The sequence below is a fragment of the Curtobacterium sp. NPDC098951 genome (assembly GCF_044759965.1).
GTDB lineage: Bacteria > Actinomycetota > Actinomycetes > Actinomycetales > Microbacteriaceae > Curtobacterium.
This window is the reverse complement of the sequence record NZ_JBIWAG010000005.1, coordinates 71588-83839: the sequence shown is the minus strand read 5'-3', so window position 1 is coordinate 83839 and position 12252 is coordinate 71588. Positions and strand designations below refer to the sequence as shown.

At 71.5% G+C, this 12252-nt stretch carries 10 protein-coding genes; 5 read left to right on the top strand and 5 right to left on the bottom strand.

All coding sequences use genetic code 11. The features are described from left to right. Positions 1 to 73 precede the first annotated feature (73 nt). From ACIQUC_RS14380 to ACIQUC_RS14370, 3 genes are read left to right on the top strand one after another with little or no spacing between them, the layout of a single operon-like run. The gene (locus tag ACIQUC_RS14380) at positions 74 to 682 is read left to right on the top strand and encodes a dTDP-4-dehydrorhamnose 3,5-epimerase family protein (RefSeq protein WP_022906295.1); all 609 of its coding nucleotides are present in this window, start codon (positions 74 to 76) and stop codon (positions 680 to 682) included. A gap of 22 nt (positions 683 to 704) precedes the next feature. After that, the gene (gene rfbA, locus ACIQUC_RS14375; RefSeq protein WP_402268178.1) at positions 705 to 1568 is read left to right on the top strand and encodes a glucose-1-phosphate thymidylyltransferase RfbA; all 864 of its coding nucleotides are present in this window, start codon (positions 705 to 707) and stop codon (positions 1566 to 1568) included. A 7-nt stretch (positions 1569 to 1575) separates the two neighbouring features. Then, entirely contained in the window at positions 1576 to 3396 is a 1821-nt protein-coding gene (locus tag ACIQUC_RS14370) for a glycosyltransferase (protein WP_402268175.1), read from the top strand. 236 nt (positions 3397 to 3632) lie between these two features. Here ACIQUC_RS14370 and ACIQUC_RS14365 read toward each other — a convergent pair whose 3' ends face one another. From ACIQUC_RS14365 to ACIQUC_RS14345, 5 genes are all read right to left on the bottom strand, one after another. After that, positions 3633 to 4487, bottom strand: a complete 855-nt coding sequence (locus tag ACIQUC_RS14365; RefSeq protein WP_402268172.1) for a glycosyltransferase family 2 protein — start codon at positions 4485 to 4487, stop codon at positions 3633 to 3635. Beyond that, positions 4484 to 5635, bottom strand: coding sequence for a glycosyltransferase family 4 protein (locus tag ACIQUC_RS14360; RefSeq protein WP_402268169.1), 1152 nt, complete (start codon positions 5633 to 5635; stop codon positions 4484 to 4486). The genes ACIQUC_RS14365 and ACIQUC_RS14360 overlap by 4 nt, the downstream gene beginning before the upstream one ends. Before the next feature lie 74 nt (positions 5636 to 5709). After that, the gene (locus tag ACIQUC_RS14355; protein WP_402268167.1) at positions 5710 to 6822 is read right to left on the bottom strand and encodes a glycosyltransferase family 2 protein; all 1113 of its coding nucleotides are present in this window, start codon (positions 6820 to 6822) and stop codon (positions 5710 to 5712) included. Further along, positions 6741 to 7970, bottom strand: a complete 1230-nt coding sequence (locus tag ACIQUC_RS14350; protein WP_022905591.1) for an ABC transporter ATP-binding protein — start codon at positions 7968 to 7970, stop codon at positions 6741 to 6743. Before ACIQUC_RS14350 ends, ACIQUC_RS14355 begins: the two co-directional genes overlap by 82 nt. Before the next feature lie 3 nt (positions 7971 to 7973). Continuing rightward, positions 7974 to 8876 carry an ABC transporter permease gene (locus ACIQUC_RS14345; protein WP_402268164.1) on the bottom strand — a complete coding sequence of 301 codons (903 nt, stop codon included), beginning with the start codon at positions 8874 to 8876 and terminating at the stop codon, positions 7974 to 7976. A gap of 206 nt (positions 8877 to 9082) precedes the next feature. On the opposite strand from ACIQUC_RS14345, the gene ACIQUC_RS14340 reads away from it, so the two are divergent. Next, positions 9083 to 9646 carry a hypothetical protein gene (locus tag ACIQUC_RS14340; RefSeq protein ID WP_402268161.1) on the top strand — a complete coding sequence of 188 codons (564 nt, stop codon included), beginning with the start codon at positions 9083 to 9085 and terminating at the stop codon, positions 9644 to 9646. Then, complete coding sequence (locus tag ACIQUC_RS14335; protein ID WP_402268158.1) at positions 9646 to 12090, top strand: hypothetical protein; 2445 nt, start codon at positions 9646 to 9648, stop codon at positions 12088 to 12090. Before ACIQUC_RS14340 ends, ACIQUC_RS14335 begins: the two co-directional genes overlap by 1 nt. Positions 12091 to 12252: the final 162 nt, after the last annotated feature.

The following is a 12252-nucleotide window of genomic DNA, read 5'->3' as shown; positions in this document are numbered from 1 at the left end:
TCTCTTTTCGGGAGTCGGCAGTGCGCAGAACCATGACAGCCTATGCGAACTCGCGCCTTGCTAGGCTTCCCCGGTGCAGATCCGCGAACTGAAGATCCCCGGCGCGTGGGAGTTCACGCCCGTCCAGCACGGCGACGCACGAGGAGCGTTCCTCGAGTCGTACCGTGCCGACGTCCTCGAGGAGACGGTCGGTCACCCGCTCGACCTGCGGCAGGTGAACATGTCGATCTCGTCGGCGGGCGTCGCGCGGGGCATCCACTACGCCCTCGTCGCCCCGAGCCAGGCGAAGTACGTCACCGCGGTCCGCGGGGCGTTCATCGACTACATCGTCGACATCCGGGTCGGCTCGCCGACCTTCGGCCAGTGGGACTCGGTCCGCATCGACGACGTCGACCGCCGGGCCGTGTACCTGTCCGAGGGGCTCGGGCACGCGATCGTCGCGCTCGAGGACCGCTCCACGGTGAACTACCTCGTCAGCGCGCACTACGACCCCCAGCGCGAGAAGGGGATCACGATCCTCGACCCGACCGTGGGCCTCACCCTGCCGGACGGCATCGGCGAGCCGGTCCTCTCCGAGAAGGACACCAACGCGCCGACGCTCGAGCAGGCGGCCGAACAGGGCCTCCTGCCGACGTACGAGGAGTGCGTGGCCTACACCGAGTCCCTCCGAACGACGAAGTAACGAACGAAGGAAGACGATCCCGATGAAGGGCATCATCCTCGCCGGGGGTTCCGGCACCCGCCTCTGGCCGATCACGAAGGGCATCAGCAAGCAGCTGATGCCGATCTACGACAAGCCGATGGTCTACTACCCGCTGTCGACGCTGATGATGGCGGGCATCCGCGAGGTCCTCGTCATCACGACGCCGGAGTACAACGACCAGTTCCGGGCGCTGCTCGGCGACGGCTCGGCGCTCGGCATGGACATCCAGTACGCCGTGCAGCCGAGCCCGGACGGCCTCGCGCAGGCGTTCGTCATCGGCGAGGACTTCATCGGCGACGACAGCGTCGCGCTGGTCCTCGGCGACAACATCTTCCACGGCACGGGCCTCGGCACGAACCTCCGCAAGAACACCGAGGTCGAGGGTGCGACGATCTTCGCGTACCACGTCGCCGACCCGAAGGCGTACGGCGTCGTCGAGTTCGACGACAACTTCACCGCCGTCTCCATCGAGGAGAAGCCGACCGAGCCGAAGTCGAACTACGCCGTCCCCGGTCTGTACTTCTACGACAACAAGGTCATCGAGATCGCGAAGACGATCGAGCCGAGCGCCCGCGGGGAGCTCGAGATCTCGACCGTCAACGAGCGCTACCTCGAGGCCGGCGAGCTCGGTGTCCAGGTCCTCGACCGCGGCACCGCCTGGCTCGACACCGGCACGTTCGAGTCGATGATGCAGGCGTCCGAGTACGTCAAGGTCATCGAGGACCGCCAGGGCTTCAAGATCGGCTGCATCGAGGAGATCGCCTGGCGCAACGGCTGGATCGACGACGCGCAGCTCGCCGAGCTCGCCGCCCCGCTCGTCAAGGGCGGCTACGGCGTCTACCTCCAGCGGCTCCTCTCCGCCTGATCGCCCCGTGGCGATCTTCGGCCGGCGCCGCCGTCGGGAAGCGACGCCCTCCGGTCCCGATGCGGTCCAGGAGGCGCGACACGCGTCCGTGACGGCGGCCTCGCCCGTCCGCGTGGCCGGCTCCGACGTCCCGCTGCCGCAGCTGGACGTGCCGGTGACGGTGGTCGTCACGACCCGCTCGGACCGGCACGCCGATGTCGCACGACTCGTCGACGTCGCCCGTGCCGCGTTCGGGCGGACGGTCGACGTCCGGGCCGTCAGCTACGTGGCCGACGCCTCGCCCGAGAACGCGTTCGACGGGGCGCTGCCGTGGGTCCGGACGGACGCCGTCGACGGGATCGGCTCGGCGGTCAACGCCGGGGTCGCCGCCGGCGTCGGCCGGGTGCTCGTGGTCGTGGACACCTCGGTCGTGATCGACGCCGACGCGCTGAGACTGCTCGCGCACGACGTGGGGCGTCCCACCCAGGCCGTCGTCCGGACGGTCGACGGCGAGGCGCGCACCGGAGCCCGGCTCGTGCGCCCCGGAGCGCTGCCGTGGTCGGACGACCGTCCCGCGCCCGAGGACGACCTGGTGTTCGGGGCGGACCAACCGGTGATCGCGATGCCGCAGTGGGCCGTGGTGGCCGCACCGTGCCTCCCGGACGAACGCACCGCCCTCACGGCGTGGACCGCCGACGCGGCCGCGGCTGCCCACACGGCCGTGCGTGTCCGCGACGTCGGTCCGGTGGTCCGGACGGTCGAGCCGGGCCGCACCGTCGACGCCGGCGTGGTGGACGTCGTCGCATCCTGGCGTGACCGATCGCGGACGCCGGTCGGGGGTCTCGGTGCCGGTGTCGTCGCCGGCCCGCCGCTGCCGCCGTGGGGTGCCCGGCCCGTGACGCCCGCCCGCCGCTCCAGCCGGCCCGCTGCCGATCCGCTCGCCTGGTCGATCAAGATCGCCGCACCGGCAGGACCCGACGGTGACGGCTGGGGCGACGTGCACTTCGCCGCCGAGCTGGCCGCCGCCCTCGAGCGACTCGGGCAGCACGTGCGGGTCGACCGCCGCGACGCGCACGTGCGGGACGACGACGGAACGGACGACGTCACCCTCGTCGTGCGGGGACTCGACCGGGTGCCGCCGAACCCGGCGTCGGTGAGCCTCCTGTGGGTGATCAGCCACCCGGACGACGTCGCGGACACCGAGCTGCGGTCGTTCGACCGGTCGTTCGCCGCCGGTCCGGCGTGGGCCGCCGACGCTGCCGCGCGCTCGGGCGTGCCGGTCGAGACCCTGCTCCAGGCGACCGACCCGGCGGTCTTCCGTCCGGACGTGTCCGCCGGGCTCGATGCCGGCCGGGTCGTCTTCGTCGGGTCGACCCGCGGTACCGCGCGCCCGGTCGTCCGGGACGCGGTCGACCTCGGCGCCGATCTGCGCGTGCACGGCCCCGGGTGGGAGGGCGTCGTCCCGCCGGAGCTCCGCGGCGAGCCGGCGCTGTCCCGGTCCGAGGTCGCGGGTGCCTACGCGTCCGCCCGTGTCGTGCTGAACGACCACTGGCCGGACATGGCGGCCGGCGGGTTCGTGTCGAACCGGGTGTTCGACGTACTGGCGTCCGGGGGAGTCGTCGTGACGGACCCGGTGGTCGGGCTCGGTGACGTGCTCGACGTCCCGACGCTGGCGGTGGCGCGGTCGCGGGAGGACCTGGCGGACCTGCTCGACCCGGCGCACCCGTGGCCGTCGGCCGCCGAGCGCGCCGAGGTCGCCGCGCACGTCGCCGCTGAGCACTCGTTCGACGCCCGTGCCCGCGTGCTGCTCGCCGCCGCGCGCGCGGAGCGCACCCGCTTCCGCCGCTGAGCGCGTCGCGCCCGCACTGCACCCGCCGCGGCGTCGAACCACCTTTGCGACGTCGAACCAGGCCGCGTGCCCGGTTCCACGTCGGAACCCTGGTTCGACGCGGGCACGGCTGCGCCGCCGCACAACCAAAGCCGCGCCGAACCGCGGGGATGCGCGGCGCGAAGTGGTTTTGGTTGTGCGCCGCGCCGCGCCGCGTCGCGCCGCGCCGCCTGCGCGCGCGTGGAGCTGCGCGGGCGCTACTTGCGCGTGACCCAGCGAGCTCGGACCGACAGCCCGGCGCGCAGCACGAGCCGCAGCGGCCACAGCCACCACGCCCGGTACTTGCGGGACAGGAACCGGTAGGCGCTCCGGTGGTGCTCGACCTCCATGCGGCGCCGGTTCGACGACGTCGAGTGGGCCCCGGTGTGCGTCACCACGGCGGTCGGCACGTACACGTTCGCCCGACCGGCGAGCCCCACGCGCTGCCCGAGGTCGACGTCCTCGAAGTACATGAAGTACGACTCGTCGAAGCCGCCGAGCTCGCGGAACAGCGACGTCCGGATGAGGAAGCAGGCGCCGGAGAGCCAGCCGGCTTCGCGCTCGACGACCTCGGTGGTCGACCAGTAGCGCTGGCTCCACGGGTTCGCCGGCCAGAACCGCGAGAACGCCGCGTGACCGAGTCCGGTGCGGAGCGAGGGCAGCTGCCGTGCCGAGGGGTAGGTGTCACCGTGCTCGTCGAGGATCCGCGGACCGAACGACCCGCCGGTCGGGAGCCGGTCGGCCGCGGCCACGAGTTCATCGATGGAACCGGGTGCGAGGACCACGTCGGGGTTCGTGACGAGCAGGAACTCCGGCCGGACGTCCGGCAGGACGTCGTCGAGGGCGCCGAGCGCGGCGTCGATCCCACCGCCGTAGCCGCGGTTCCCGCCGGAGGACACCACGACGGCGCCGTACGACTCGCCGATCGCCCGGAGCGCCTCGAGGTCCGTCGAGCCGTTGTCGGCGATGACGACCGCGACCGGGGACGTCGACGCCGCCTCGATGCTCGCGAGGAACGGCCGGATCGTCTCACCCGTGTTGTACGTGACGGTGAGCACCGCGACCCGGGTCATCGCACACCCCCGGCGACGGCCCGGTAGGCGTCGGTGTGCACGGCCGCGGTGGCGTCCCAGGTGAAGTCCTCGGCCCGCCGGAGCGCAGCGGCACGGTGCGACGCGACGCGCGCCGGATCGTCGAGCAGCTCGGCGATGGCGGCCGCCAGCGCCGGGGCGTCGGGTTCGCTGTACACGGCGGCGTCGCCCCCGACCTCGGGCAGCGACAGGCGTCTGGTCGTGAGCACGCACGCGCCCGTGGCCATCGCCTCGACGACCGGCAGACCGAAGCCCTCGCCGAGAGACGGGTAGACGACGAACTCCGCGCCGCCGAGGAAGCCCGAGAGGTCCTCGAGGGGCAGGTACCCGGCCTCGACCACGTGGTCGGCGTCCTGCAGCGCGTCGAGGCGTTCGATCGCGGCCTCGTCCCAGCCGCGGGCGCCGGAGAGCACCAGCCAGGGCGTGTCCGATCCGGTGACCGCCCGGGCGTCGCGGACCGAGGCGTACGCGTCGAGCAGGGCGGTGACGTTCTTGCGCGGCTCGATCGTGCCGAGGAAGGCGATCCAGGCGGCGTCGTCGGGGAGCGTCGCGGCGATCCGGGCGTCCTCGACCGCGGCGGTGGACGGTTCGTGGAAGACGGTGCGGTCCACACCGAGCGGGGCGACCCGGACGTCCGCACGGATGCCCGGGACGACGCGTCGTGCCTCGGTCGCGGTGGCGGCACTCGGCACGACGACGACCGGACGGGTCCGGAGCGAGCGGCGGCTCCACCAGGTGAAGAACGTGCGCTTCAGACGGGAGTGCCACTCGGGGTTCGAGAAGAACGTGGCGTCGTGCAGCGTGACGACGGAGCCCCGCCGCCAGGCGAACGGGAACGTGTAGTGCGGGGAGTGCAGCACCGTGGCGCCGATCCGCCGACCGAGTGCCGGCAGCCCGGTCTGCTCCCAGAGGAACCGCAGCGGCACGGACTCGGTCCACGCCGGCGCGGTGTGCAGGGTCGCGTGCGGTGCGACGGCGCGGAAGTGGGCGGCGTGCACGGGCCGGACGACGAGGTGCACGTCGAGTGTCGGGTCGGTCAGGTGCGACACGACCCCTTCGACGTAGCGTCCGACACCGCCGAGGTTGCGCGGTACCGCGGTCCCGTCGATGAGGACGGTGAGCTGCGGCACGCGTGGTTCCTTCCGGCCGGGGACGCCGCGGCCGGGACCGTCGACGGGGGAGCCTCCAGGATAGCCCGCCCCGCTCATGCGGTCGGGTCCACGGCGCTCCGCGGGACGGACGCGACCCGCGTCTCGCGGCGGCGGCGCGCGAGGTGCGCGGGGAGGTGCCCGACCACGTCGGCCAGCGCTGCCAGGACGAGCCGCGCCTCCCGTCTGCTGCGGCTGGACCGCAGACCCACCAGCCCGCGCGCTGCGGTCCGGACCGCAGCGCGCACCACGGTCGGCCACGGCGCGTGCCACAGGGCGACGACGAGGCGGTTGCGGGCGTTGCGGAACACGAACAGGTCGCTCTGCACGCCGGACGACGCCGAGTGGTCGTGCTCGACGACGGCGTCGGCCGCGTACTCCACGCGCCACCCGCGGCGTCGGAGCCGCCAGGCGAGCTCGGTGTCCTCGTAGTACATGAAGAGCGACTCGTCGAGGAGGCCCACGTCCTCGAGGGCCGCGACGCGCAGGGCGGCGGCACCGCCCGAGAAGCCGAACACGTCGCGCTCGGCCGGGTGGTCGGCGGGCGCGAACCAGTCGCGGTCGGCTCCGTTGCCGTCGCGGTCGACCCGGACGCCGGTCGAGTTGAGGCGGACCTCGCCGTCCGGGTCGGGGACCCAGGTGCGGCCGTCGTGGTCGCGGAGCGCGCGTCCGGCGGGTGGTGCGGCGTGGGCCGGGAGGCGCGACCAGCGCCCGGCGAGCACGATGCGGCCCGTCACGGCCGCCACGGCCGCAGGGGCGGCGTCGAGGTGGTCGCGGAGGGCCGCGACGAAGCCGGGAGCGGGGTCGGCGTCGTTGTTGAGCAGCACGACGACGTCGGCGTCCGCATGCCGGATGCCCGCGTTCGCCCCGGCGGCGAACCCGCCGTTGGTGGCACGGACGATCACCGTCGCCTCCGGCAGGTCGCGGCGGAGCACGGCGACGGAGTCGTCCGTCGACCCGTTGTCGACCACGACGACCTGGTCGGCCGCGCCGTCGTCGAGCACGGCGCGGACGGCGCGGGTCGTGAGGTCGGCACGGTTCCAGTTGACGACGACGACCGCGGTGCGGGAGGCGCCGTCGTGCAGGGTCAGTCGAGCTCCTCGATGGAGGGCTTGGCGTAGACGCTGCCGACGGCGTCGCCGAACGACGGGACCTCGAACGAGTCGCACTCCGGCAGGTCGTGCAGGTGCCGGCCGGCGGAGTCCATCATCGACACGTTGATGAAGTACTTGCCGGTGCCGAAGTTCGTGTCCGTGATCCGGAGGCGGAGCTTCCGGCGCCCGTGCAGCGGTTCGAGGTGCACGCCCATGATGCCGGTGGTCGTGCCGTAGACGACCTGTCCGGCGGTGTTGTTGATCTGGACGGCGGCCTCCCAGTCGGTGACGCCGTCGAGGTGCTCGAACTCCATGTCCACGACCAGGTCGTCGCCCGGCGTGACGGGGGCGCGGTGCTGCTTGCCGTCGGCGTGCACGGTCGCGCCGAGCACGGTGCCGCGGCCCACGGCGACGTCGGCGCTGAGCTCGCCGGAGCGGCGCTCCTCGAGCACGTCGCGGAACTTGCTGACCGCCTGGACGGCGTCCCCGTCGTGCAGGACCTTGCCCTTGTTGAGCAGCACGACCCGGTCGCACATCTCCTGCACCTGGCTGAGCGAGTGCGTGACGATGATGATCGTCTTGCCCTGCTCCTGGAACGACCGGATGCGGTCGAGGCACTTGCGCTGGAACGCCTCGTCGCCCACCGCCAGGACCTCGTCGACGAGCAGGACGTCGGGGTCGGTGTGCACGGCGACCGCGAAGGCGAGTCGCACGTACATGCCGGAGCTGTAGAACTTCACCTGGGTGTCGATGAAGTCGCCGATGCCGGAGAAGGCGAGGATGTCGTCGAACCGTTCCTCGGTCTCCTTGCGGCTCAGGCCGAGCAGCGCCGCGTTGAGGTAGACGTTCTCGCGACCGGACAGGTCCGGGTGGAACCCGGCGCCGAGTTCGAGCAGGGCCGCCAGGCGCCCGCGGCGCGAGACGGTGCCGGACGTCGGCTGGATGATCCCGCCGATCGCCTTGAGCAGCGTCGACTTGCCCGAGCCGTTCTGGCCGATGAGCCCGACGGTCGTGCCCGCCTGGATCGAGACGGTGACGTCGTCGAGCGCCCAGAAGTCCTGGCGGTGCTTCCGGCCGGCGCGGCCGAGCGTGACGATCCGCTCGCGGATGGTGTTGTCCTTGCGGACGGTGAAGCGCTTGCGGACGTGGTCGATGACGATGACGTCGGGGCGCTCGTCGCCGTCCTGCTGCGTGGTGGGCGCGACGGGGGTGCTGATGGCCATGGTCTAGAGCTCCTGCGCGAAGTTGCCCTGCAGGCGGGAGAAGACCCGCTGCGCGCCGATGAGGCAGAACAGGCCGATGACGAACGCGATGCCGAGTCGGAGCATGAGGTGGTCCGGGTAGACGACCTTCGCGGGGTCGTGCAGCCAGATGGCGTTCTGCATGCCGAGCACGGACAGGGTCAGCGGGTTGTTCGTGTAGACGGTCAGGATCCACTGGACCTGCAGCTCCTTGAGGACCATCGAGTACGAGTACACGATGGGCGATCCCCAGAGGAGCACCATCAGGCCGACGTCGATGACGAACTGCACGTCCCGCAGGTACACGTTGAGCGCCGACAGGACGAGCCCGATGGCGGCGCCGTAGACGACGATGACGGCGAGCGACGGCACCAGGTAGACCAGGCCCTCGTGCAACGGGAACGCGCCGAGCACGAGCGTCGCCACGATCAGGATGACGAACTGGATGGCGTAGTTGACCAGGGCGGCGCCGACGCTCGCGAGCGGGAAGACCTCGCGCGGGACGTAGACCTTCTTGATGAGGCCGCTGTTGCCGACGATCGAGCCGGTCGACCCGGCGACGATCTCGCTGAAGAGCGTGTACGCCCCGAGGCCGGTGAAGACGTAGATCGCGAAGTTGTCGATGCCGTGCGCGGCGCCGAGCACCTTGCCGATCACGAAGTAGTAGATGAGGAGCTGGGTCAGCGGCCGGACGAGCGTCCAGACGAACCCGAGCGCCGAGTCCTTGTACCGCGCCTTGAGGTCGCGGCGCACGAGCATGCCGAGCATCTCGCGCTGCCGGAACACGTCACGCAGTTCGCGCCAGGTTCCTCGGATGGCACTCGTCGGAGCGCCGACCACGACCAGGGGCTCCTTCGCGAGCGCGGCCATGCGGGCTTGATCGACCATGTGTCTCTTCGTTCGTGGGGGCAGGACCGGAACAGCATACTCACCGCATCACCCAGGACGCCGGTGCGTCCGGCGGATCGAACGACACCTGTCGTCCGCCCCCGTGCGGGGGTGAAAGTGCGCGGATTTAACCCTCAACCTTCACTTTCGGGTTACCGTTGACGCAACCCGGACCCTTGTCAACATCCACAGGACGGCCCGTCAGCATGCACTTCGCATCACGGCCGATCGCTGCGATCGCGGTGCTCGGTGCTCTCAGTCTCCTCTCGGCGGGTTGTTCCGCCGGGAGCGACGACGATCCGACCGCGTCTCCCACGCGCTCGGCGAGTGCCACCGCCACCGCCACGGCGACCGACTCACCCACCGCCTCGTCGACCCCGTCGCCGAGCACTCCCGACGACACGGACGACAGCCCGTCGGCGTTCCCCGGCACCGGCCAGACCACGGAGCCCGACGACGACCCGTCCGAGTTCCCCGCCACGGCGCTCGTCACGTACGCCGGCTGGGACACCGGCAGCCGGACGCTCCAGGCGGGCGGCCTCGTCTCGGGCACGACGAACACGTCCGGCACGTGCACGTTCACCGCGACCAAGGGCGGTGTCAGCCGGACCCTGACGAGCACCGCAGAGGCCAGTGCGTCCTCCGTCAACTGCGCGCAGGTGTCCTTCCCCGCGGCCCAGGTGTCGAGCGGCACCTGGTCGATCACCCTCGACTACCGGGTCGGCTCGCAGTCGACCACGTCCGACCCGATGACGGCGGAGGTGCCGTGATGCGATCCATCCGAACCGACGGGCGACGACGCCCGCTGCGGTCGTCCCTCGCCCTCGTGGCCGCGCTCGCCGTGGCGGTGAGCGGGTTGACGTTCGGCACGGTGCTGTCCGAGCAGACCACGACGGAGTCCGCCTCGGCCGCGACCGCCGCGTCGTTCGACCCGGGCAACATCATCAGCGACGTGAACTTCTACAACGGGTCCGCGATGAGCGCGTCGTCCGTGCAGTCGTTCCTCAACAGCGTCGCGCCGAACTGCCGGCAGGCGTCCGGCGGTCCGAAGTGTCTCAAGGACTTCACCCAGAACGTCAGTGCCATCAAGGCCGTCTCTGGCCGGTGCTCGGCGATCAGCGGCGGCGTGAAGTCGGCGGCGACGATCATCGCGCAGGTCGGTGCCGCGTGCGGCATCAGCCAGAAGGCGCTGCTCGTGCTCCTGCAGAAGGAGCAGGGCATCGTGGCCGCGAACACTCCGACGAACTGGATGTACCAGCACGCCACGGGCTTCGCCTGCCCGGACACCGCACCGTGCGACCCCGCGTACCGGGGTTTCGCTCAGCAGGTGTACGCCGCCGGACTCCAGTTCAAGCGGTACCAGGCGTCGCCGACGTCGTGGGCCTACCAGGCCGGCCGCAACAACAACATCTTGTACAACCCGGACCCCAAGCTGAAGTGCGGAAGCAAGACGGTCTACATCAAGAACCAGGCGACCGCCGGGCTGTACATCTACACGCCGTACACCCCGAACGCGGCCGCGATGGCGAACCTCTACGGCACCGGTGACCGCTGCTCGGCCTACGGCAACCGGAACTTCTGGCGGATGTACACCGACTGGTTCGGCTCGCCCACCGGCAACTCCTCACCCGCCGGCAGCGTCGACTCCGTGACGACCGGCTACCGCCAGGTCACCGTTAGCGGCTGGGCGTACGACCCCGACGTCGCCACGAAGCCGATCCGCGTCGCGTTCTACGTCGACGGCGTCGGCAAGCGGACGATCGACGCGAACGCGAACCGCTCGGACCTCGCCAGCCGGCTCGGCGCGGGGAACACCGCGCACGGGTACTCGACTACCCTCACCGGCATCGGCGGCGGCAGCCACAACGTCTGCGTGTTCGGCATCAACCAGGGCCAGGGCGCGAACGCGCTGCTCGGGTGCCAGCAGGTGACCGTCCGGACGGGCGCGCCGTTCGGCAAGCTCGACCAGGCCACGCTCGCCGCGGACAAGCTCTCGGTGCGCGGCTGGGCGATCGACCCGGACACGACGTCCTCGGTCGCCGTGCAGCTCCGCGTGGACAACGTCGTGAAGAAGTCCTGGACGGCCAGCGCCTCGCGCACCGACGTTGAGAAGACCTACCCCGGCTGGGGCTCGGCGCACGGCTACTCCGCGACGATCGGCGGCATCGGCGCCGGGAAGCACACGATCAGCACGTGGGCGAAGGACTCGGCGACGGGCAAGTGGACCCAGCTCGGGTCGAAGTCCGTGACGAAGGCCAGCGGTTCGCCGTGGATCATCATCGACGAGGCGTCGTCCACGGTGCCGGGCAAGCTGAAGATCCGCGGCTGGACGGCCGACCCGGACACGATCGCGCCGCTGCGCGTCCACCTGTACCTGGACGGCAAGCCGCTGACCTCGTTCACGGCCGACCAGACCAAGGCCGGACTCGACAAGGCGCTCCCCGGCTACGGTGACGACCACGCGATCCTGTTCACCCGCAGCAGCGTCCCGGCGGGCAAGCACCAGCTCTGCATCATCGCGATCAACGTCGGCCCCGGCGGCAACAGCAACGTCTGCACGACGTTCCAGACGCCGACCGGTCCGCCGAAGGTGAGGATCGAGTCCGGTTCGTCGCCGACCCTCGGCTCGCTGCGCGTCAGCGGGTACGCCGTCGACCCCGACACCGTCCAGCCGATCGGCGTGACGTACACGGTGGACGGCAAGAAGGTCCAGACGGGCACGGCCGACCAGGTGCGCGACACCGCGGCGAAGGCGTTCCCGGGGTACTACTCGAAGCACGGCTTCCAGGCGACGCTGACCGGCATCGGCCCGGGCAAGCACACCGTCTGCGTCGTCGGGACCAACGTCGGCGGCGGCTCGAACGCGAACGCGTGCAGCACCGTGGCGATGACCTCGGGCAACCCGGTCCTGCTGCTCGACGAGGTCTCGTCGCCCGGCACCGGCCAGGTCAAGGTGCGCGGCTGGGCCATCGACCCGGACACCGCGTCGCCGATCCAGGTGCACGTGTACCTGAACGGGCGCGGCGCTCAGTCGATCACCGCGAACCAGGCGAAGGCCTCGCTCGCGACCGTCTACGGCGGGTACGGGGCGAACCACGCGTTCTCGACGACGCTGACGGGACGAGCATCCGGTAGCACGCAGGTGTGCGTCTACGCCCGGAACACCGGCGCCGGGTCGGACACGACGCTCTGCCGGACGCTCACCGTCAAGTAGGCGGGCTGGCGGTCGGGAAGACCGCGACGCGGAAGACGGGAGGCGCCCCACCAGCTGGTGGGGCGCCTCCCGTCTCGTGCGTGGCCGGGTCCGGTGCGCGCGCTGCACAGCCGTGCACGGTGCTCAGCCGCGCGTCGCGCTGGCGTGGGCGGTGCTCAGCCG